Raw genomic sequence first — 22,090 nt, forward strand, 5'->3', positions numbered from 1 at the left:
CCAATTACCAATGGCAAGTGCCATCCTGCAAGACTTTCTCAACGACTTGCACACCAAGTACAAGTCAATTCATGAAGGTGTATTGGCAAACTATATCCCGGAACTCGCCAAGGCAAATCCGGATTGGTTCGGGATATGTATTGTTACCGTGGATGGTCAAGTTTATGAAATCGGCGATTGGGAACAGTTGTTCACCCTTCAGTCGATTTCCAAAGCATTTGTATACGGAATGGCGCTGGAAGATCATGGGCGCGATTACGTTGTAAAAAGGGTGGGAGTGGAACCCACTGGCGATGCTTTTAACTCCATTATTAAGCTGGATGAATCCTCAAAGCGACCCTATAACCCAATGGTAAATGCGGGAGCGATCGCTACCACCAGTTTAATTAAAGGAGTGGGACCAACTGAGCGCTTAAACCGGATGCTGGATATGTTTCAGCGTTACGTTGGACACAATCTCTTTATTGATATGTCCGTGTTCATGTCAGAGCGAACGACCGGGCATCGCAACCGAGCAATGGCGCATCTGATGCTCAATTTTGGCATGATCGACGCGAAAATTGACGAGGCACTGGATTTGTACTTTCAGCAGTGTTCTTTGATGGTGAATTGCCGCGATTTGGCAGTGATGGCAGCGACTCTCGCGAACAACGGCATGAACCCGATCACCCAGGAGCGTGCGGTTGATTCCCGTTATATCAGAGATATTTTGACAGTCATGTACACTTGCGGGATGTATGACTTTGCCGGAGAGTGGGCGTATAAAGTGGGTCTTCCCGCTAAAAGTGGAGTATCGGGCGGACTGATTGTGGTTGTGCCACAGCAAATGGGCATTGCAATTTTTTCACCCCCGCTAGACTCGCACGGCAGCAGCGTCAGGGGAATAAAGGTGTCTGAGGAACTATCAGAGAAGTTTGGGTTACATTTATTTGACTTGCAGACAGATAGATCCCGTTTGCTGGATACTTTGTGCAACAAGCAAGAAACTGAATCTGAATAGAACCGCCGCCATGAGCCTGGAGATAAATTCCACAGCCAGAAGCAATGTCAAGCTAAATTAAACTGACTGAGTGAGCGTTGAACCCGTTTTGACGGGTTACGAGCTTTCAGCCCAAACTTTAGTTTAGAGCCTTAGTTTAAGACTGAAATCAGTGCCATTCAACTGAACCTGAATAGCACCTATCTTTAGGCGAAATTCCGTAGCCTGAACCCTTGAAACGAAACCCAGCACCCCTTAGATTCCGCTGTCTTAGCTTAAAAGGGTAGCTTCTTGCGATGCATCAATCGCTTTAATTGCTTTGGTTTCCGAGGATTCTATACTCGAACCGTAGAGGTCTACAAATCTTTGAAAGAGCCACATTGTTTCATGATTTGAAACCCTATTTAAGCTGACCAAACGCTGTATATTTCTTTCAGCTAGTTTCTGTAGGTAGGGCAAATCTTCAAAGAGTGTCAAACAAGAGGCAAAATGCAAGATAAATTGCAATAAAGGTCTGGGCCACTCCAAATCGCTGTAAATGTCTACGAGGAACTTATGTTCGGTGTCGCTGAGCGGAATGGCATTGAAAATTACAACGATCCTTTTGCCATTGTAAACCGGAATGCTGAGTTCAACCGTATAGGGACTATGCAATGTTAAGTCCACTTCAACGATTGGTTGTCTCCAAATTCTTAAAGGATTGATTGGAGAATCTAAAACAGTTTGGAATTTCACCATTCCACCGATGGCTGTAGGCTGGAAATGACTCACATTAATAACCCTTAAGTTATTCAGGCTAAAGTTGTGAATACTTTCCAGATGTTTTAAATTTAATAAATGATAGATTTGGCATACGTAGGGGAAAGGTAGAATATATTCCTGCCCTATCATATGCTGATGCTGCTCTTGCAATTCAAGCATTCTAGCTTGAACTGTAGCTAAATATCCTTCATCTTGGTAAGGATTTGCATCGGCTTGGTAGTTTTGTATTGTGCCTAAACTATCGCCCGTTAAGTTTTGATCGGGTCTTAAATACAGCCAACTTAGGAAGAAAAAAGAAGCTGTAAATAAGTGGATAACTTCTATTACTGATAAATAGCCATCAGCAAAGGAAGCAACCGTTCTATCGGTGAGTCCGAATAGCCAAGAGGGAATTCCAAATACCCAAATTCCATTCTTGAAGTTGGTGATAAATAGAGAAATCTCTAGGTATTGATTATTGTTTATGAGTTTAAAGTCAGTGTTTTGAAGAATATTGCTAGACATAATAATTCAAAAGATTGAGATTTTTCTATTGATTTATGCTTGGCTTTAGCACTCCTAATGGTGCTTGGAAGCTTGTATAGAAGCGATCGCATTTGGGATCGTCTACTTCATCAAGTGCCAATGGCACTCGATACCCTCTGGAAAAACCCTCCGAATGCCACCTGTCTTAAACCTGCTTTTGCCTTGAGGTTGGCTTTAAAAGCAACCAACTTACAAAGAAAAACGTCGCCGTGCCTAGTTGCGCGATGTCAATGACAGAAAGATATCCATCTGACAATGAAGCAATACTTCTATCGGTAATCCCAAATAGCCAGAAGGAAATACCGAAGAACCATAGACCAATTTTGAAGTTTGCTAAGAAATTAGCAGCTTCTGTTGGTTGCTGGTTATTCATCTTTTCAGCCCTTTTTCTAAAAATACTGAATGGTCATCTAGCGATTAAAGGGCTTGAGGACTTTTGATAACTCCTGACATTCCCCTTGACACTTCTATGTTAAAAAATGTTTCTTTTACTTGCCATGCGTCCAAAGAGGGAGTTGTTAAAATACCAGAGAAATCGACAAAAGGCAAGAAAATGTATATTAAACTACTAAAAAAGCTATAACCTCGACAGCATAGAGGTTTAGTAGCCTTTAAGTCAGACAAAAAAAGCAGGAAAACTGAGTTTGAAGGGAAACAGGGAGATTCGTTGATAAAATCCTTGAGGACGTGATGCCGGTTTGTCGGTGTGAAGCTGAATGGCGATCGCAATTGATTTTGGAACTAGCAATACGGTTATCGCTCGCTGGAATCCAGCCCTCCAGCAACCAGAAACCGTGAGTCTACCTGGGTTATCGGTCATCGCTGGGCAGAATCCCCCCCTAATTCCCAGTTTGCTCTATGTTGAGGATGCGGCACTCTCGACGGTGGTGGTGGGGCAAGCTGTACGCGATCGCGGTCTCGATCTCACTAGCGATGCCCGCTTTTTCCGCAGCTTTAAACGAGGAATTGGGGCTGATATTCAAGGATTCCTCCCAGAATTAGATGGGCAGTTCGTTACTTTTGAGCAAGTCGGACAATGGTTCCTCAACCACCTGATTGAGAAACTCAATGCCGTTAACCCCGACGTCGGACAGTCTCTGGTATTAACGGTGCCAGTAGACAGTTTTGAAGCTTACCGCAAGTGGCTGGGGCAGGTATGCCAAACTCTTCCAGTAGAACAAGTGCGGATGTTGGATGAACCGACAGCCGCTGCTTTGGGCTATGGAATGAAAGATGGGGGTGTAGTGCTGGTGGTAGATTTTGGCGGCGGGACGCTGGATCTTTCCCTGGTGCGGCTGGATATGACAGAAACTCAGAAGCCGCTGGGTTTTATTCTCAAATGGGGAAAAAAACAGCTAGCTGAAAAGTCTGGACAGAAGGCAAAAACTGCGCGGGTATTAGCGAAAGCCGGACAAAATTTAGGCGGTTCGGATCTGGATAACTGGGTTGTTGATTATTTTGCCAAAACTCAGGGATTGAAGCCGACCCCTTTGACGACACGATTGGCAGAACGGTTAAAGATTCAGTTATCTGTGCAAACAGAGGCGAATGAGGTTTATTTTAATGATGAAACTTTTGAGAGTTACGAATTAGAACTGAATCGCGATCGCTTTGAAGCCATCCTTAAAGAACATGAATTTTTTGCTCGCTTAGATGAGTCAATGACTCAAGTATTGCAGCAAGCGCGTCGGCAAGGCATTGAGGTGTCCGATATTGATGCTGTCTTATTAGTGGGCGGTACTGTACAAATCCCCGCCGTACAGACGTGGGTGCAGCAATACTTTGACTCCAGCAAAATTCGTTGCGATCGCCCGTTTGAAGCGATCGCCCAAGGTGCCCTGCAACTGAGTCAAGGCGTCGAACTGCAAGATTTTCTCTACCACAGCTACGGCATCCGCTACTGGGATCGCCGGAATAATCGCCACAACTGGCATCAACTGATTAATTCAGGTCAAGCTTACCCGATGAGCCAACCTGTGGAATTAGTTCTAGGTGCTTCGGTGGAAAACCAACCCAGCATCGAATTAATTGTCGGAGAGTTAGGTGCTGAAACAGGTGGAACCGAAGTGTATTTCGATGGCGATCGCTTAATCACTCGTCGGCTAGGCAGCGACCAGACATCGGTACAACCCCTCAACGACCGTCAGGGTGCCCGTACCATTGCCAATTTGACACCACCAGGGTATCCAGGAAGCGATCGCATTAAACTTCTGTTTCGCGTCGATCGCGATCGCTTCCTGCGAATCACCGTTGAAGACCTGCTGACCAATCAAACTTTATTAGACAATCAGCCGGTCGTTGAGCTGAGCTAGGTTTGGGTCATCAGTCCTTATCCAATCCAGTTGATTACCCGCAATTAAGAAGAACCCCACCACCTAGAGAGCGATCGCCTTTTGCTCCCGCTCCCACTCCGGCTCCGGCTCCCCTCCCTGCTTGCGGGGAGGGGTTGGGGGACTCGGGGTCCCCTCTGGGGATAGGGGGCGGGGGTTCTTTGATGACGCATTTGATATTACCCGTTACCCCTTACCGACGGACAACCACCTTTGTGCCATGTGAGGCGAAGCTGTACAACTTGCGAGCTTGAGCGACTGGCACATTGACGCAGCCGTGGCTAACTGGCGTGCCAAAGCGGTTATGCCAGTAAGCTCCATGAATGGCATAGCCGCCAGAGTAGTACATCGTGTAGGGTACATTAGGAACGTTGTAGTCTCTTCCTCGCATCCGAGCCGTGCGATGCTTTGATTGAATCCTGAAAGTCCCGACGCGAGTGGGAGTGGAGCGCTTACCACTGGAGATGCGGACAGAATAAACCCGTCTTCCCCCTTCCCAGGCGATTAACCGTTGCTTTGAAAGGTTTACCTCAATCCAGCGTCGCTGCGATCGCCGAGCGCGAATCTTGTTGCTAGCGACTCTTGTGCGACGAACCCTGTTGCTAGCGATTCTTCTACGGCGAACTCTGTTGCTGGCGGCTGTTCTCCGAACTCGGATGCGCTTCCGCATGGCTCTGCGCGATCGCACTGATCTTCTCGTCGATGGCTGTTCGGCTGTCTCCCTTGCCCTGACTGACTTTGATGCTGACAGAGCGGGCGTTGACCAAGAAAACAAAGTCGCAAAGATCAGGGCAATACTTGCCCAGAAGGTTCCAGAACGACGTAACCAAGCAAAGCAAATTTGGCTTTTAATGACACACCTCACTTTCGGGTCTAGGAAAGTAGCTAAGGTTAGGTTTCCCTATCTGATAGTTAGCTAAAACCATCTTTAGATAGATTTTGGGAATCCATTCCAGATTTTTCCATAAAAGAGGGTTCTAGAGCCAAAAAAACTATTTATTTTTATTTACTTTCCTTCTTACTTATGGACAACGACGGGCGTCCCCACCGCAGCCCAGTTAAATAGCCATTTAGAATGATTAACGGCTACATTGATGCAACCGTGGCTAACGGGAGTTCCAAACCGGCGATGCCAATAAGCACCGTGGATGGCATAACCACCGTGGTAATACATCGTGTAAGGAACATTCGGAACATCATAATCAGCCCCGCGCATCCTGGCAGACCGATGTTTAGATTTAATCGCAAACGTGCCGGTGCGAGTGGGGGTTGAACGTTTGCCAGTGGAAACCACTACTGCATAGACGGGTTTTCCACCTTCCCAAGCAACCAGTCGTTGCTTGGACAGGTCAATCTGAATCCAGCGTTGATCAGATTGTTGCAACTCCTGCATTTTTGCAGCCACAATCGGCTGCTTTGTTTGAGCGATCGCGGGTGCGAAAGCAGCATCCAAAGCCGTAAGCGCCACCACCGCCCCAGCAAAAAATGCAACTGGGCGATGCAGCAAATTAGCAGAAATGATGCTTTTCATGGCAAATCATCTCACTCGGTGGATCGGTTAGAAAAATTCAGCGAAAAGCTCTGATTAGCTGCTAGGAGCAACTAATGTCGGTCTTTTATTAGCTCAATCGTAACTCAGCTGGTGGATTCATTCACTAATTGCATCAGAGTTTGAGCGCGTTTGGCGATCGCCTCCCATCCAGAGGACGACGCATTGGCTTCCCAGTTTTGGGGAAATAAACTGCCGGAAAGTCCGACCGCGATCGCTCCAGCCGCGAGAAAGGCTTTAGCATTTTCTACCGTGACCCCCCCAGTCGGAATTAAGGGAATATGTCCTAATGGCCCTTGCAGACTTTTGATGTAGCTGGCACCGCCTACCGCTTGGACGGGGAACACTTTGACACAACTGGCACCGGCTTGCCACGCGGTGACAATTTCCGTTGGAGACAGCGCCCCCGGCACCATCGGCACGCCGCTATCCATTGCTATCTGAATTAAGATTGGGTCAACGTGGGGAGTAAAGACGAACTGGGCACCGGCAGCGATCGCGTCTTTAAGCTGTTCCCGATTTAATACAGTGCCCGTGCCAATCGTACACGCGGGTAATTGCGATCGCAAATCACCAATCAATTCTGCTGGGTTGTCGCTATTCCAAGTAATTTCAATCAACTGCATTCCCCCAGACGCAACCGCATGAGCCATTTGGCGACCCAGCTCCATCTGCGGTGCGCGAATGACTGCGATCGCACGGTGCTTTTGCACCTGCTTGAACCACGACTGATTATACATCCTCATTTTCTACCGTTAGGCAGATTAATTTTTGAACTTCTTAGATACTATTAGCTATTTCTGATTTAATTCTTACTTGTTTTTCAGCCCTTAGGAATACGCATTTGTTTATCTTAACTTGCTCTTAATTAATATTTCTTAATATTTTTAGCTATCAGTTACTGCCTAAAAAACTCAAGCTCAACCACCAAGTTACATTTTCAATAACTCAAGTTTAAATATTGAAATCCTTTGATTTAATTTTTGCAGGAGTTACTTAACGCGAGTTAATTCAGTCGCTAGGGAGATGGAAACACTTAATAAAATTAATAAAATCGCAAATATAGAAATAATTTTGAGGAAACAAAACCATGCCTCTTTTAAAACTCACTGACTTTGATCCAAACTACAGCGAGACTTTTGAAGGAGATGACCTTCATGGAATGGGGGTCTATTCAGAAAGTAGTACCGACGATAAAATTGGAACCGTTAGCGATGTTCTAGTTGATGAAGAAGGTCATTTCCGTTATTTAGTTGTTGACCTAGGCTTTTGGATTTTTGGCAAAAAAGTTTTACTACCAATTGGTCGTTCGCGAATCGATTACAACACGGATCGGGTTTATGCCATTGGCATGACCAGAGAGCAAGCAGAAGCTTTACCAGAGTTCAACGAAGCTACCAGGACTGATTACGACTATGAAGAACGGGTAAGAGGCGTTTATCGCACTCCCTCTACTGGAGCCTCTGCTACCTCTGCTAACGTTGATGCAGCACCTGTTGTTGATACCTCCTATGCAGCGGCTACGCCTAACATTGACGCTTACGATCGGAGTACCTACAACTATCAGCAAGAGCCGAATTTGTACGGACTGAACGATCGGGATCATCAAACTCTCAGACTGTACCAAGAGCGGTTGATTGCTAACAAAACTCGCGTTAAAACCGGGGAAGTTACGGTTGGTAAGCACATTGAAACCGAAACTGCACGAGTGTCAGTACCAGTTGAAAAAGAGCGAGTGGTGATTGAGCGAGTTACTCCAGCAGATGCTGGAACAGCCGTAACTCCTGGCGAAGCTGATTTCCGCGAAGGGGAAGTTGCCCGCGTGGAAATCTACGAAGAAACTCCTGACATTCACAAAGAAGCTTTTGTGCGTGAGGAAGTCAGAGTTAAGAAAGTTGTAGACCACGAAACAGTTGACGCAGAAGAAACGATTCGTCGTGAAGAGTTAGATGTGAATACGGACGGGCAAGCTACTATTAACCGCCCTACTAACTTACCTTCTGATCGGATTTAAGAAGCCCTCCAACGAGCGATTAAGTCACCGATGATTTAAGCGAGTAAAAACCATGCAGGCAGGGCGAATTATTAGCTCTGCCTGCACCTTTAGAGGTAGGGTTTTCCTACCACTAACTTGCACTTGATAACCTAATTTAGAAAGTCTTCATGTTTCTCAAAAACAAACAAACCGGCGATTTGATAGAAGTTCTCGATATTGAGGAGCTGTTCAACCCTAATAATGATGCAATTTCTGGGCGAGATCAAGCAGGGCAGGAGGAACAGGAAAAAGCTTCTTTTGAGAAGAAAGAATTAATTTTTCCTTCTGGGGAAAGCCTACCTCGCTGTTGGATGGATGCCAACTATACAACCACCTAATTTTCAATAAAACGCTTAAGCATTATCGGGTGTTTATTCGTCAAGTCTGGCTAGAAACTTTTGAGTTTAGGAAAAGGGCTGCAAATTTTGAAATGGCGGATATGGGATTGTATTACCATTGTCTTTTGTCGGTTGGGTAACGATTAGTCACACAACTCAACCGAAAATTCGTTACTAACAAAGCGAATATGCTACTGGTAAAGATCCCCTTTCCCCATGCCTAATCCAAAATCTAAACTTCAAACTGGGATGAGGACTTGCTTGTTATCTATATAAACATAAACACCCGTTCATAAATGGAAGAAAAAATCGAATTTTGCTTCAAGATCGTTTAGGAAGTTTTTAAAATGAACCATCAAATGCTAGCACAAGGGCAAGGAGCAAGGCGAAACGATGTCAGAATTAATGTCTTGCTAAATAAATTGCAAAGTAAACTTAAATCTTTTGCAGTCAGAGATCGGGAAAACTTGCTGTTAGGAAAGGTGAAGGATGTAAATCTCGATTCAGACCGTCAGCTAAACTTAGTGATATCTCAAGAAGGGCTAAATCAAAATGCCCCATTATTTCTCATCCGAAGCAAGCATATCCAGCAGGTGGACTCGTCTACAAAAACTCTGTTTGTAGACATTAGCAAAGCGGAAACCCAGTATTTGCCTGAATATGTACCCTTAGAAAAAACAACGGATGTAGAGCCTTTAGAAACTTCACCAATCTCAAAAAAAGCTGAATGGGAAGTAACAGATGCCTCGACTGCCTCTGTCATGGCAACGCCAGATGACTTAAATAATCACCCAGAAGAACTGGAGCGAAATAGTATGCCAGAGGATGCTTCTAATACTTTTAGTACAGAGTCAGAAGTTGTCGAGGAAGAAATCTTCCGGTTGTTAGAAGAACGATTAGTCATTGACAGCAACAAACATAAAGTCGGTGAAGTTATCGTTCGCAAAGAAATCGAAACGCGCATGGTAGAGGTGCCAGTCCGCCGCGAAATTCTAATTGTTGAACAAGTCAGCCCCGAACACAAACAGCTTGCAGAAATTGATTTAGGACAAGGAGAAATTCCTGGTCTTGAGCTGATTGAAGCAGCTATCGGCGCTAAATCTACAAGTATCGACGCTAAAACTACAAGTTTAGATACTCAGCCAACAGTTAGAGGTGAGTTTGATTCACCGAGAACAGCAAGTCGAATTTTAGATGCGATCGCGCATCAGCGTGGGCATGGGTGTGCCAAAGTCCGAGTGGAAATCATTCTAGAAGACGCAGAACATCAGGCAACTTACCAGGAATGGTTTGATCGCTGTTCAATCAAGCCATCGTCAAATGGAAAGTAACCCGGTTGAGATATAAAGTTTGAGACAAGTGCCTGAAGATTGGAAACGTGGTACTTGGGTGATAGGGAACTGCTAACTGGGAGCATCCCAATGCATCATGCGCCTACACCCTGAAGGGTGGAGGCTTGCGAGGATAACGGCTGCCGGGAACAGACTAAGAATTTTAGCCTGCTCCCGGCAAACTTCGTTTATGTAGCCCCACGCTAGAAACGTGGGGGCGTATCTCAGCAATACAGGGCATGCTCGCTTGTAACATTCCCAATCTTCCGATCGCAAACGCGATCGCCTACCCTTTTTGATTGCTCTACAACAGCTCCTTCCTTGCCCCCGAACTTCACAGAGATGGGGGAATTTTTTCCATTTGGTCTGCTATTTTGTTTTGCGTGCAAGAAGGTAGGGAGGCTTTTATCGTTTTGCTTTGTACCTCAGTAAGGAATCAAGAGAACAATTCTCAGCCTACAAGGACTTGGCTGGAAATCGGAATTAATTAATTAAAGGGTAAAAAAGTTTGAGCAGGAAAGGCGAAAGTTATAAACTCTGTTTACCTTTATCCTCGATCCCTCAGTATTTATTCTGAATTCTTTAAGCTTTATTCCGACCTGTTATCGAGGACATTTTTGCTAATTGGCAGCTTTAATCTCTGGAAATTATAACCAAAACCGGCTGATTTCGCAGTGATCCCAAAGAAATTACAAAATTAATGAAGAAGTGATCTAATTTACCCATTCTCAGCCTCGCCATCGCTAGACTAAAGCTACAAAAGGAGAAAAAGCTATGGTTACAGCAGCGGCAGAAAGGTCATTGCACTTATCCAAAGAGCGATCGCTAATTCTCTGGTTCGATGAAGTTGGAATTATCGATGTCCCTTTGGTAGGCGGAAAAAATGCTTCCTTAGGGGAAATGATTCAGCAGTTAACCCGCCAGGGAGTCAATGTTCCCAACGGGTTTGCCACAACGGCGTATGCCTACCGCTATTTCATTCAATCAGCGGGATTAGAAGACAAGCTGCGATCGCTCTTTTCTGACTTGGATGTTGAAGACCTCGACAACCTGCGGGAACGCGGAAAAAAGGCACGAGCATTGTTAATGCATACGCCTTTCCCTGAGGAACTACGGGCAGCAATTACCGCAGCTTACCAACAGATGTGCAAGCTTTATGGCTCTGACATGGATGTAGCTATTCGCTCCTCTGCCACCGCTGAAGATTTGCCCGATGCTAGTTTTGCCGGTCAACAAGAAACCTTCCTAAACGTTCAAACCGCTCCAGGAGTTTTGGCAGCTTGTCATCGATGCTTTGCCTCCCTATTTACCGACCGTGCAATTTCTTACCGCCACATCAAGAACTTCGACCATTTTGATGTTGCGCTTTCCGTCGGCGTGCAAAAAATGGTACGTTCGGATTTAGCCTCCTCTGGTGTCATGTTCTCGATTGATACCGAAACTGGGTTTAAAAATGCCGCCTTAATTACAGCCGCTTACGGGTTAGGGGAAAATGTAGTTCAAGGGGCAGTTAACCCTGATGAATATCTGGTTTTCAAACCTACCTTAAAAGATGGATTCCGCCCAATTATTGACAAACGACTGGGCAGCAAAGAATTCAAATTAGTGTGCGATCAGGGGGGCTGTAAAATCACTAAGAATGAGCGAGTGCCCTTAAGCGATCAACGGAAATTCGCCCTCAACGATGACGAAATTTTGCAACTCGCCGAGTGGGCTTGCTTGATTGAAAATCATTACAGCGATGTCCACGGCAAAGATATGCCGATGGATATTGAGTGGGCAAAAGATGGCGTTACTAATGAGCTTTTCATCGTCCAAGCTCGCCCAGAAACAGTGCAATCGCAAAAGAATAAAACAGTTCTGCGTAGCTATCATCTGGTAGGAGGGCAGCAGGCGGTACCTTTACTAACAGGGCGTAGCGTTGGAGAGGCAATCGGGCAGGGCAAAGCCAGGGTAATTCTCGATGCGAACAAAATTGATTTGTTCCAAGCCGGGGAAGTTTTAGTCACTGATAAAACTGACCCTGATTGGGAACCAATCATGAAAAAAGCTAGCGCGATTATTACGAATAAAGGGGGGCGTACCTGTCACGCGGCAATTATTGCCAGAGAAATGGGAATTCCAGCCATTGTGGGTTGCGGAAATGGTACAGATATTTTAAAAACAGGCCAAGAAATTACGGTTTCTTGTTCTGAAGGAGAAGAAGGACGGGTTTATTCCGGATTATTACCCTACGAAGTTCAAGAAATTCCGCTGGAGAACCTACCCCGCACTCGCACTAAAATTATGATGAATGTAGGCAATCCTGAAGAAGCATTTAGCCTCTCAGCGATTCCGAATGATGGGGTAGGATTAGCTAGGCTGGAATTCATCATTGCTAATCACATCAAAGCCCATCCTTTAGCTTTGATTTATTACGACAAATTAGAGGATGTAGAAGCTAAAGAAAAAATTGCGGAAATGACGGTAGCTTGTGAACACAAACCTCAATATTTTGTGGATAAGTTAGCTCAAGGAGCCGCCAGAATTGCCGCTGCTTTCTATCCCAATCCGGTAGTAGTGCGAATGAGCGATTTCAAGAGTAATGAATACGCCAATCTTTTGGGAGGAAGGCAATTTGAACCCAAAGAAGAAAACCCAATGCTTAGCTGGCGAGGGGCGTCTCGTTACTATGATGAAAACTATCGCGATGCTTTTGCTTTAGAGTGTCAAGCCTTGAAGCGGGTGCGAGATGAAATGGGTTTAACCAATGTTATCCCGATGATTCCTTTCTGCCGCACTCCCGAAGAAGGGCGCAAGGTGTTAGCAGAGATGGCGAAGCATGGCTTGGAACAAGGTAAAAACGGTTTGCAAGTTTACGTGATGTGCGAGTTGCCCAGTAACGTAATCATGGCTGAAGAATTTGCCGAAGTTTTTGATGGTTTTTCGATCGGTTCTAACGACTTAACACAGCTAACGTTAGGTTTAGATCGGGATTCTGCGTTAGTAGCGCATATTTTTGACGAACGTAACGAAGCAGTGAAGCGGATGGTGAAGATGGCGATCGCTGCCGCTAAGAAAACTAATCGCAAAATCGGTATCTGCGGTCAAGCGCCCAGCGACTACCCGGAATTTGCTCGATTCTTGGTAGAACTGGGGATTGATTCGATCAGTTTAAACCCGGATTCTGTACTGAAGACGCTGTTGATGGTGGCGGAAGTTGAAGGGGTTTAACTCAATCGTTGCCACAACTGAACGTCAAGAAACCCGTTTTCCCCAAGAGAACGGGTTTTTCATGTAGCTGGAAATAAGTAAGCTGAGAAGAATGCTCTCCTGCCACAATCTCTTTATGAAAAAATACTCATTCAGCCAATTCTGCGCTTGGTCGCTGTTTATTTTCCTCCTCTGTGCCTTGCCTGCTTATTCCCAAACAATCTCCAGCCCTCAAACGCAGCAGAGCTATACTGGACCCGAAGTTTTGCAACAACTCGCAAAGGTAAACGTCATTTATTTAGGGGAAACCCACGATAGCCCTGAAGATCACCAAGCTCAACTGGAGATAATTCAGGAACTCTATCGGCGAAATCGGAAAGTAGCGATCGCGATGGAGATGTTCCAGCGTCCCTATCAAGGCGTACTCGATCGCTATCTGGCGGGGAAGATAACAGAAACTCAGCTAATCGAACAAAGCGAATATAAAAAACGCTGGGGTTTTTCTTGGGAATATTACGCCCCAATTTTGGGTTTTGCTAAGGAAAAGAAACTGCCTGTCTTAGCTTTAAATACTCCCAGCGAAGTCACCCGCAAAGTTGCCCGACAAGGATTAGAAAGCCTGACAGCAGCAGAACGGCGCTATATTCCAGCAAAGGCTGAAATCCGTACTGATAATCCTGAGTATCGCCAAATGGTACAACAGGCTTTTCAACAACATCAAGTCGCGGGTCATGGTTCGAGTGCCAACTTCGAGCGATTTTTCACTGCCCAAGTGCTGTGGGATGAAACAATGGCAGATGCGATCGCGCAGTTTCTAAAAACCCATCCAGATTATCAAATCGTCGTGCTGGCTGGACAAGCTCATATAGTCTACGGCTATGGAATTCCCAGCCGTGTTGCTCGACGCTTGGGCAATAAAATAGTCCAACGCTCGATTTTACTCAATCCTACGGTAGAAGAGCCTGCACAAACTGATAAAGCGATCGCGGATTACTTTTGGGTAACAGTACCAGACAAGTGACTGAGCAATAAGTTATAAACGAATAAATTAAAGCTCTCTCTATGGATAGATTCTTAATCACAGCCATTCTAATAGCGATTCCTACATTTATTTACATCCGCATCGTGATTAGCATCGATCGGTTTGAGAAAGAACCGACACGCTATCTGATTGCGGCATTTTTGTGGGGGGCGCTGCCAGCAGTGGTGGGTGGCATCATTGTGCAATTAATTCTAAACGTACCCATCCAACTGATATTTGGTGCAGAAAGTCTTGGGGGTCAATTCATCACCACGGCTGTCAATGCACCCGTCACCGAAGAAATCCTCAAAGGCGCTGCTGTAGCAATTATTTACCTGTGGTATCGCAGAGAATTTGATGGCTGGGTAGATGGGATTGTCTATGGGGCGATGGCGGGTTTCGGATTTGCCTATGTAGAAAATATCCTGTACTTGCTGGGCACAAAGACATGGGAAGAATGGGGACAGCTGCTGCTGCTACGTGTCATAGTCTTGGGCTTCATGCACGGCTTTTGGACAGCTCTCACCGGCATCGGGTTTGGTTTGGCACGCCATCGGCATAACTTGTTTACGAAAATACTGCTAATCTCTGGCGGGTTGATTGCGGCGATGAGTGCCCATTTAATCCACAATGGCGCACTGATTTTAGCAAAAGCCAGCGGTGGTGCGACCCTAGCGATCGCTTTGTGGAATTACGGGTTCCTGGCAGCTTTAATGATTGTTTTAGGGTTTGTCGCTGCCGATCGCGATCGCAAAATGCTTAAAACATACCTTAGCGACGAAGTTCCAACTGTAATTTCATCTGCTGACTACGAAGCACTCTGTAACAGGCGTTCCAACACCCTCGCGCGGTTGCGCGTAGCACCCAAACAACAACGCGCTTTCATTCAAACCGCAGCCGAGTTGGCTCAAAAGAAATTTCAATTATTTGAAATGGGCGAAGAAAGCGGTAACAGTACCGAAATCGCCCTACTCCGCAAACAATTAAAACAATTCAGAAATTAACGCCCTGTGCAACTTTTTCTTAGTTCTCAATTTATCTAGGATTGGGAGCTAAGAAATGTTTTAGATATCAATCAACGCTGCATTAGCAAAAACGGTCTCCAGAGACTTATGGGTAGCAGGCATTTCTACACTTGATATTGTTAATTTTCTTTGCTTGCTGGGTATTTTTTATCAGCTTTGCTCTGAATTTATAATAGAAAATTCCTGCGCCTTCTCACTAGGAACCAAAGTCCAGCCTGTCCGGATTAACTTTTGGTAAGTTGCCCAACCCCTAGAAATTCCTGGTTCGCGGTAGTCGGGTACAGCGTATTGCGGAAAGGCTGTGTAAGGTCGCCAGGGTTCATTGGGTTGATTTTGCAAATACAAAATCTTCTCATCATCCGTCGCAGACTTAGGCAACCAGGACATTTGTTTAGGCATCAGAAAACTCCTTTCTCAAAAAAAGGGGTGAACCCTTGAGCAGATTTTCTTGGGGTAAATGCTTGGAGGAAGCTTCCTTTAACATCCTTTAACAATAGCTGTCTATACAGCTCAACTAAGAGTTGCTAAGACGGCTCAAAGTCGCTCGACTTGATTTGACCGGAAAATCTCTTAGGATGAACTGCTGCTCCAAGGAAAGTTGGATTTATTAATCGTTTACAATAACATACCTCTAAAGAACTCACAAAATTTTTGCTCCAATCAAGCTCGCGCAATGTAGTTATAAAACTTATCACTTTTTTCTTGACAATTTATGCAAAATAGCTAATAGGAACTGGTAACTTAGCCTAGTTGTATATAGCGCCAATTGTGGAATAAGTTGTCTAGTAGCATTCATTCTTAACTCAACATCAATGCGATCGCTTTGACACCGAACCGATTGAGACGAATTCTTCACGCCACTCACCCAAAGTCTTTGACCTATGGCTATAATTACTTTTGCTCAAAGGTCGTTGCCAGTCGCTTTTTTTGGGGAAACATTGTCTCGGTAACACAGTTGAGTCTTAGCCAATCGGGTGAATTCCCTTTGACTTAGCTCTCGCATCAGCAAATGCGGCAATGCACTTAATCGGTGTAAATATATAACAAGCAAGATGTATTCAGTAAAATATGAAACATAAAATTGATATGAAGTTATGAAAAAACCGCGTAGATGATTGCCAAATTCGCAAAAACGGGAACGTGTAACCCTTCTGAAACTCTATAGGATCTATATAGGCTCTAATAAATCTAGGCACAAAACCATGCCTGGGGAATCGGACAAAATGCCCGACTGATGCTGGTCTGTCGGTAGTAAGTCCTTGTTCAAGGAGAAAGTTATAGCATATCAAAGTAGGCAAATGTCTTTTAGGCAAAAGGAGATTGCGATCGCACAACCTATGTCGGTATACGCGGCATCCCCTGCCTTGAAGATGGAAGAAGCGGGAAAATGGTGAGCGTAGCTTCTTAAAGGTCTTCTACAGTCCAGAAAACTTATGAGCGATCGCATTCGTAACTGAAGAAGATAGAAGAAGCTAATCGTAGCACTGTACTTTGCAACGCGGCTAGTTATGATGAGCAGATTAAAACGCAGAATGTCTAGAGAGTTTGATATGCGGCTTAAAGCACAAACTCTAAAGCTTCTCAAAGCCAAAGAAGCGTTGCAAGCTGCATTAACCCGGTGTCAGCAAACAGAGGCGAAGTTGCACGAAGCTGATGAAGAGTTGGAAAAGCGGGTAAGAAACCGGACTGCGGAACTGGCGCAAGCTAACGAACAATTGCAACATGAAATCAATCAGCGCCAACAAACTGAGGCACTGCTGCGCCAAAACGAACAGATGTATCGGCGAGTTCTGGATGCGACGGGTGAAGGCATTTGGATAATCGATGCTGAGGGAAAAACGACATACGTTAACCAGCAAACCGCCGAAATGCTCGGCTATTCAAGTGAGGAAATTTTGGGTCGTCCTGCATTTGATTTCCTCTTTGAGGAAGACCTTGCTGAAGCACACTCGTATTACCAGCGGATGCAGCAGGGAAGCCAAGAACAGCACGAGTGGCGTTGGCGTTGCAAAAATAATCGAGAGATGTGGGTAGCCGCTAGAACCCATCTAATCTTTAGCGAAAACGGTCAATTTCAGGGTTTTATCAGCATATTTACTGATATAAGTAACCGTAGGCAAGCGCAAGAGGCACACAGAGAAAGCGACAGGTTCTTCCAGGCAACATTTAACCAAGCTGCTGTTGGCATCGCTCACGTCAGCATCGACGGGCAGTGGTTACTGGTTAATCAAAAACTCTGCGATATTGTGGGTTACACGCCAGAGGAACTGCGACAGCGCACTTTTCAGGATATTACTCACCCCGATGATTTAAGTGCGGATCTAGAACACGTCCGCCAAATGTTGGCGTCAGAGATTCAGACCTATTCCATCAAGAAGCGCTCCATCCGCAAAGATGGTTCTCAAGTTTGGATTAATTTGACTGTATCGCTGGTACGGGAACCAACGGGTGAGCCGAAGTATTTCATTTCGGTTATTGAAAATATTGACGAACGTAAGCAAGCTGAACAGGCATTAGAAAAATCTTTGAAGGAATTATCAGACATCAAGTTTGCTTTAGATCAAGCAGCGATCGCGGTAGCAACTGACGAGAAGGGAACGATTAACTATGTTAATGATAAATTTTGTCAAATTTCTAAATATGCCAGAGAAGAATTGATTGGACAAAGTCATCGTTTGATCAATTCTGGATTCCATGCAAAAGAATTCTTTCAAAATCTTTGGGCAACGATTTCTGACGGAAAAATTTGGCAAGGGGAAATTAAAAATAGAGCGAAGGATGGCACTTGTTACTGGGTCGATACTACGATTGTGCCGTTTCTAAATGACCAAGGAAAACCGTTCCAATATTTAGCAATTCGATTCGATATCACGAAACGCAAGCAAGCAGAAGAGGCACTGCAACAAAGTGAGGAGCGATTGAGACTAGCTCTGGAAGCTGCACAAATGGGCATTTGGGACTGGAACATCCTCACGAATCAAGTGGCCTGGACTGACAACAATGAAAAGCTATTTGGTTTGACTCCTGGTAGCTTTGAGAAAACCTATGAAGCCTTCCTCGGATACATTCATCTGGAAGACCGCGAATCCGTACAGCAAGCAGCAATTCGTGCCTTGGAAGAAAATCAGGGCTACGAACAGGAATTTCGCATTGTCTGGCCTGATGGCAGCATTCGTTGGATGATGACAAAAAGCCAGTTGCTGTGCAACGAAACAGGCACAGCGGTGCGGATGATTGGCACTACTCTGGATATCACCAAACAGAAGCTCGCACAATTCGCTTTAACGCAGCAGACTGAACGACAGCGATTGGTAGCAGCGATCGCTCAACGCATTCGCCAATCTTTAGACTTAGACGAGATTCTCAGTACGACCGTCACTGAAGTCCGAGAATTGCTCCTGACCGACCGGGTAATCGTTTACCGTTTCCAGCCAGACTGGAGTGGATTCGTGATGATGGAATCGGTCGGTTCTGGGTGTAAGTCTCTCCAGGGAAGCACCATCTCAAAACCACTAGGAGACATTTATGTCCAGCGCCACCAACAAGGGGAAATCACCGGGATAGAAGATATTCATACCGCAGATTTAGATAAATATCATTTTGACCTACTGGCTGAGATTCAAGTCAGAGCGACTTTGATAGTCCCGATTTTGCAAAGAGGCAGGGACGAAATCTTCACCGTCGCGGAAAATACGGGAGCGAATGCGGTGTTTTGCACCACTTCCCCCACGCCTATACTGTGGGGGTTGCTTTGTGTCCATGAGTGTTCGCAACCCCGACAGTGGCAGCAATTAGAAATTGACTTACTGACTTCATTGGCGAATCAGTTAGCGATCGCCATTGAGCAAGCGGCACTGTTTAAGCAGGTGCAACAGATGAACTCCAATCTGGAACGCCAAGTGCAAAAACGTACCACCCAGTTGCAAAAAGCACTCGGCTTTGATGCGGTGCTGAAACGCATCACAGACAAAGTCCGCGATAGTCTGGACGAAAGCCAAATTTTGCAAGCAGCGGTTAGGGAGTTGGCACTCTCTTTCAACATGAGCAGCTGCCATGCTTCGCTCTACAACTTGGAACAAGAAACTGCCACGATTTGCTACGAATACGCCGCCTCAATGCCTTCCTCGAAGGGTCGCGTCTTGCAAATGGCTTCTTTTCCGGAAATTTATCGACCCCTCCGGCAAGGGAAGCATTTTCAATTGTGTTCCTTCTCTGGCAACTCTATCCACGGTCAGGCATCGATGTTAGCTTGTCCGATGTTCGACGATCAAGGAGTCCTGGGGGATTTGTGGTTATTCCATCACCCAGATTATACCTTTAACAATCTGGAGATTCGGCTGGTCAAACAGGTAGCCAATCAATGCGCGATCGCCATTCGTCAAGCCCGACTTTATCAAACATCCCTTGCCCAAGTGCAGGAACTGGAGAAACTCAATCAACTCAAAGATGACTTCCTCAGCACGGTTTCCCACGAATTGCGGACTCCTATCGCCAATATGAAAATGGCGATCCAAATGCTCAAGGTTTCTCCGACAGGCGATCGCTCTCAGCGCTATCTACAAATATTGCAAACAGAGTGCAACCGAGAAACTGAGCTAATCAATGACCTTCTAGACTTGCAACGGCTAGCAGCTGCGTCTTATCCCAGCTTTCTTGCCACGGCAATCGATCTACCAGAGTGGTTGCCGAATATTATTGAATCCTTTCGCTCCCGCATACAGGAACGCGAACAAATCTTACAGGTTGATATTCCCTCAAACTTGCCCACCCTAGTCTCGGAATTAGCCAGTGTGGAGCGAATTTTGACAGAGTTGCTCAATAATGCGTGCAAGTATACCCCACCAGGAGAACGCATTACAGTAACAGTCCGTGCCGCTTCGGCAATGATGCAAATCAAGGTGAGCAACTCTGGGGTCGAGATTCCGCCTGATGAGCTACCCCGCATTTTTGACAAGTTCTACCGCATTCCCCGTGCCGATCGCTGGAAGCAGGGCGGAACTGGTTTAGGATTAGCGCTGGTGCAGAAACTCACCCAACATTTAGGCGGCATTCTTCGAGTCAGGAGTGTTTCTGAAGAGATAACGTTTACTTTAGAGTTACCGCTGACGCACCCGATGTCTGGTAATGGGTAATCTGTCCGGTTTCCATAATAAAAGAACCCCACCCCCAGCCCCTCCCCGCTTGCGAGGAGGGGAGCCGGAGCCGCAATAGATGGCGGGGTGGGGTTCCGGAGAATTACGGCGAATTAACCAGATTTGACATAGCGGATAATGGAATACTTCTCACCAATTAGCTATTTGCCGAATTGTTGTGACTTGCTGAGCATATTCTGCATCATCTAAAACAGGTTTTGCATCCTCAAATGCGATCGCGCTTGCAAGATCGATCCACGACTTGCAACCTCCATATTCCGGGCGGTAAGCGATAATCTGCGCTTGAGTCAGTTTGTAAGTGCGTAGTAGCAGCACATAAATCGGCTGACGCGGCTTCCATTTGAGGCGATCGCTGACAAATTGCTCGTTCCAAATATGGTACGGTAGCAGCCCTCTCACCGCTGATGCTTCATTCACAGGCAAAATATCAGTAATTTCAGCCCAAGCACCGATTCGGATGGTTTCTGGATGCCAACCGGAGGCGACGGGTTGCACCAAATTGGAATATTCCGCTTTCAGCAAATCGGGTTGTTGATGTTCATAAGTTGGGTAGAGCAAAACTTCTGTTTCGGCAACGGTAAAGCGGTTGTTTTCCTCGCGGATGCCGCCTTTACGTAGCAGCATAATCGTTTTGCCTTGTTCTAAGGCATCGACAGCAACCGCCCATTCTTTGAGGGCGTGAGTTGTGGTTGTAGGGGTCGTCGTGGATTGCATAAGTGTTGGGTATTCTTAATTCCAGGTTAACGACGATCGCACGACAGGTCAGCGAACATCGTTACTTTGATGCTGATTTGATGTTGAAAATCAACAAAGCGATCGCGTCCCCCTTTCCAAGTGTTGCCTAATATGAAAACAGAACCCGATAAACCAGGATTGACGCATGGAAAAACGACAGTTAGGCACTTCCGACATTCAAATCTCTCCGATTGTCATGGGTACATGGCAAGCTGGCAAAAAGATGTGGGTGGGAATTGAAGACACCGACACGATCAAAGCAATCCGGGGGGCATTTGATGCCGGTATCACCACCGTTGACACCGCTGAAGTCTACGGTGAGGGGCATTCTGAGCAGATTGTCGCCCAAGCGCTATCAGATGTACGCGACCAAGCGGTTTATGCAACTAAGGTGTTTGCCAATCATCTCAAGTACGACCAAGTGATTGAAGCGTGCGATCGCTCTCTCAAAAACCTGAAAACCGACTATATCGACCTATACCAAATTCACTGGCCCTCTGGAGTGTTTAAAAGCGAAATAGTCCCCATTGAAGAAACCATGAACGCCCTTAACCACCTGAAGGAACAAGGTAAAATTCGGGCAATTGGGGTTTCTAATTTCTCCCGCGCCCAGTTGGAAGAAGCTGCCCAGTATGGACGCATCGATAGTTTGCAACCGCCGTATTCCCTGTTTTGGCGTTGGGTGGAAAAGGATGCCATGCCTTACTGCGTTGAAAACAAGATTTCAATTCTTGCGTATTCGTCTCTAGCTCAAGGATTATTAACTGGAAAATTCGGTTCCGATCATCAATTCGATCCAGCGGATAATCGTGCGAAAAATAAGCTTTTTCAAGGGGAGAACTACGAACGCGCCCAGCAAGCTTTGGATAAACTGCGTCCGATTGCCGAACGCCATCAGTGTAGCCTTGCTCAACTGGCATTGGCGTGGTTAATTGCCCAACCACAAACGAATGCGATCGCGGGTGCGAGAAATACCCAACAAGTCATAGACAACGCTAAGGCGGGTGATATTAAACTATCCACTGATGAATTGCAGGAAATTGATGCAATTGGGCGGATTGTCACCGATCGTCTAGACGATAGCCCCATCATGTGGAATTGGTGATCGGAACGCA

Annotated in this window: 18 protein-coding genes; 11 read left to right on the forward strand and 7 right to left on the reverse strand. The window is 45.8% G+C overall.

The features are described from left to right. The first annotated feature begins 10 nt into the window (after positions 1-10). Positions 11-1,000, forward strand: a complete 990-nt coding sequence (gene glsA / locus NC997_RS23305) for a glutaminase A (RefSeq protein ID WP_190412082.1) — start codon at positions 11-13, stop codon at positions 998-1,000. Positions 1,001-1,249: 249 nt separating this feature from the next. Here glsA and NC997_RS23310 read toward each other — a convergent pair whose 3' ends face one another. Continuing rightward, on the reverse strand, positions 1,250-2,245 hold the full coding sequence (locus tag NC997_RS23310; protein WP_190527640.1) for a hypothetical protein: 996 nt from the start codon (positions 2,243-2,245) through the stop codon (positions 1,250-1,252). A gap of 166 nt (positions 2,246-2,411) precedes the next feature. Further along, on the reverse strand, positions 2,412-2,639 hold the full coding sequence (locus tag NC997_RS23315) for a hypothetical protein (protein ID WP_190412080.1): 228 nt from the start codon (positions 2,637-2,639) through the stop codon (positions 2,412-2,414). A 343-nt stretch (positions 2,640-2,982) separates the two neighbouring features. Between NC997_RS23315 and NC997_RS23320 the strand changes: the two genes are divergently transcribed. Further along, positions 2,983-4,578 (forward strand): Hsp70 family protein, encoded by a 1,596-nt coding sequence (locus NC997_RS23320; RefSeq protein WP_190527642.1) that lies wholly within the window; start codon positions 2,983-2,985, stop codon positions 4,576-4,578. A gap of 211 nt (positions 4,579-4,789) precedes the next feature. On the opposite strand, the gene NC997_RS23325 is transcribed toward NC997_RS23320, so the two are convergent. The 3 genes from NC997_RS23325 to NC997_RS23335 form a co-directional block, all read right to left on the reverse strand. Then, complete coding sequence (locus tag NC997_RS23325) at positions 4,790-5,266, reverse strand: L,D-transpeptidase (protein WP_190527674.1); 477 nt, start codon at positions 5,264-5,266, stop codon at positions 4,790-4,792. 348 nt (positions 5,267-5,614) lie between these two features. After that, a complete protein-coding gene (locus tag NC997_RS23330) occupies positions 5,615-6,127 on the reverse strand; it encodes a L,D-transpeptidase (RefSeq protein WP_190430208.1) in 513 nt (170 codons plus the stop codon). A gap of 104 nt (positions 6,128-6,231) precedes the next feature. Next, a complete protein-coding gene (locus tag NC997_RS23335; RefSeq protein WP_190527644.1) occupies positions 6,232-6,885 on the reverse strand; it encodes a bifunctional 4-hydroxy-2-oxoglutarate aldolase/2-dehydro-3-deoxy-phosphogluconate aldolase in 654 nt (217 codons plus the stop codon). Between the two features lie 350 nt (positions 6,886-7,235). Here NC997_RS23335 and NC997_RS23340 point away from each other — a divergent pair, with 350 nt between their 5' ends. The 6 genes from NC997_RS23340 (at position 7,236) to NC997_RS23365 (ending at position 15,066) form a co-directional block, all read left to right on the forward strand. Continuing rightward, on the forward strand, positions 7,236-8,159 hold the full coding sequence (locus tag NC997_RS23340; protein ID WP_190430210.1) for a DUF2382 domain-containing protein: 924 nt from the start codon (positions 7,236-7,238) through the stop codon (positions 8,157-8,159). A 149-nt stretch (positions 8,160-8,308) separates the two neighbouring features. Then, positions 8,309-8,518, forward strand: coding sequence for an acetyltransferase (locus tag NC997_RS23345; protein ID WP_190412075.1), 210 nt, complete (start codon positions 8,309-8,311; stop codon positions 8,516-8,518). A gap of 347 nt (positions 8,519-8,865) precedes the next feature. Then, on the forward strand, positions 8,866-9,849 hold the full coding sequence (locus tag NC997_RS23350; RefSeq protein ID WP_190430211.1) for a DUF2382 domain-containing protein: 984 nt from the start codon (positions 8,866-8,868) through the stop codon (positions 9,847-9,849). A 774-nt stretch (positions 9,850-10,623) separates the two neighbouring features. Beyond that, positions 10,624-13,062 (forward strand): phosphoenolpyruvate synthase, encoded by a 2,439-nt coding sequence (gene ppsA / locus NC997_RS23355; protein WP_190527646.1) that lies wholly within the window; start codon positions 10,624-10,626, stop codon positions 13,060-13,062. Between the two features lie 115 nt (positions 13,063-13,177). Further along, positions 13,178-14,062 (forward strand): ChaN family lipoprotein, encoded by an 885-nt coding sequence (locus NC997_RS23360; protein ID WP_190527648.1) that lies wholly within the window; start codon positions 13,178-13,180, stop codon positions 14,060-14,062. A 41-nt stretch (positions 14,063-14,103) separates the two neighbouring features. Next, a complete protein-coding gene (locus tag NC997_RS23365; protein ID WP_190527651.1) occupies positions 14,104-15,066 on the forward strand; it encodes a PrsW family intramembrane metalloprotease in 963 nt (320 codons plus the stop codon). A 171-nt stretch (positions 15,067-15,237) separates the two neighbouring features. Here NC997_RS23365 and NC997_RS23370 read toward each other — a convergent pair whose 3' ends face one another. Next, positions 15,238-15,486, reverse strand: a complete 249-nt coding sequence (locus NC997_RS23370) for a hypothetical protein (protein WP_190412071.1) — start codon at positions 15,484-15,486, stop codon at positions 15,238-15,240. Between the two features lie 1,133 nt (positions 15,487-16,619). Here NC997_RS23370 and NC997_RS23375 point away from each other — a divergent pair. After that, complete coding sequence (locus NC997_RS23375) at positions 16,620-20,219, forward strand: PAS domain S-box protein (RefSeq protein ID WP_190527653.1); 3,600 nt, start codon at positions 16,620-16,622, stop codon at positions 20,217-20,219. Between the two features lie 150 nt (positions 20,220-20,369). Here NC997_RS23375 and NC997_RS23380 read toward each other — a convergent pair whose 3' ends face one another. Then, positions 20,370-20,954 (reverse strand): DUF1802 family protein, encoded by a 585-nt coding sequence (locus tag NC997_RS23380; RefSeq protein ID WP_190527655.1) that lies wholly within the window; start codon positions 20,952-20,954, stop codon positions 20,370-20,372. 2 nt (positions 20,955-20,956) lie between these two features. Between NC997_RS23380 and NC997_RS23385 the strand changes: the two genes are divergently transcribed. Together NC997_RS23385 and NC997_RS23390 are read left to right on the forward strand one after the other, a co-directional pair. Continuing rightward, entirely contained in the window at positions 20,957-21,085 is a 129-nt protein-coding gene (locus NC997_RS23385) for a hypothetical protein (RefSeq protein WP_277881811.1), read from the forward strand. A gap of 35 nt (positions 21,086-21,120) precedes the next feature. Further along, complete coding sequence (locus NC997_RS23390) at positions 21,121-22,080, forward strand: aldo/keto reductase (RefSeq protein ID WP_190527656.1); 960 nt, start codon at positions 21,121-21,123, stop codon at positions 22,078-22,080. Positions 22,081-22,090: the final 10 nt, after the last annotated feature.

The sequence above is a fragment of the Trichocoleus sp. DQ-A2 genome, assembly GCF_039961915.1.
GTDB lineage: Bacteria > Cyanobacteriota > Cyanobacteriia > Cyanobacteriales > FACHB-T130 > FACHB-T130.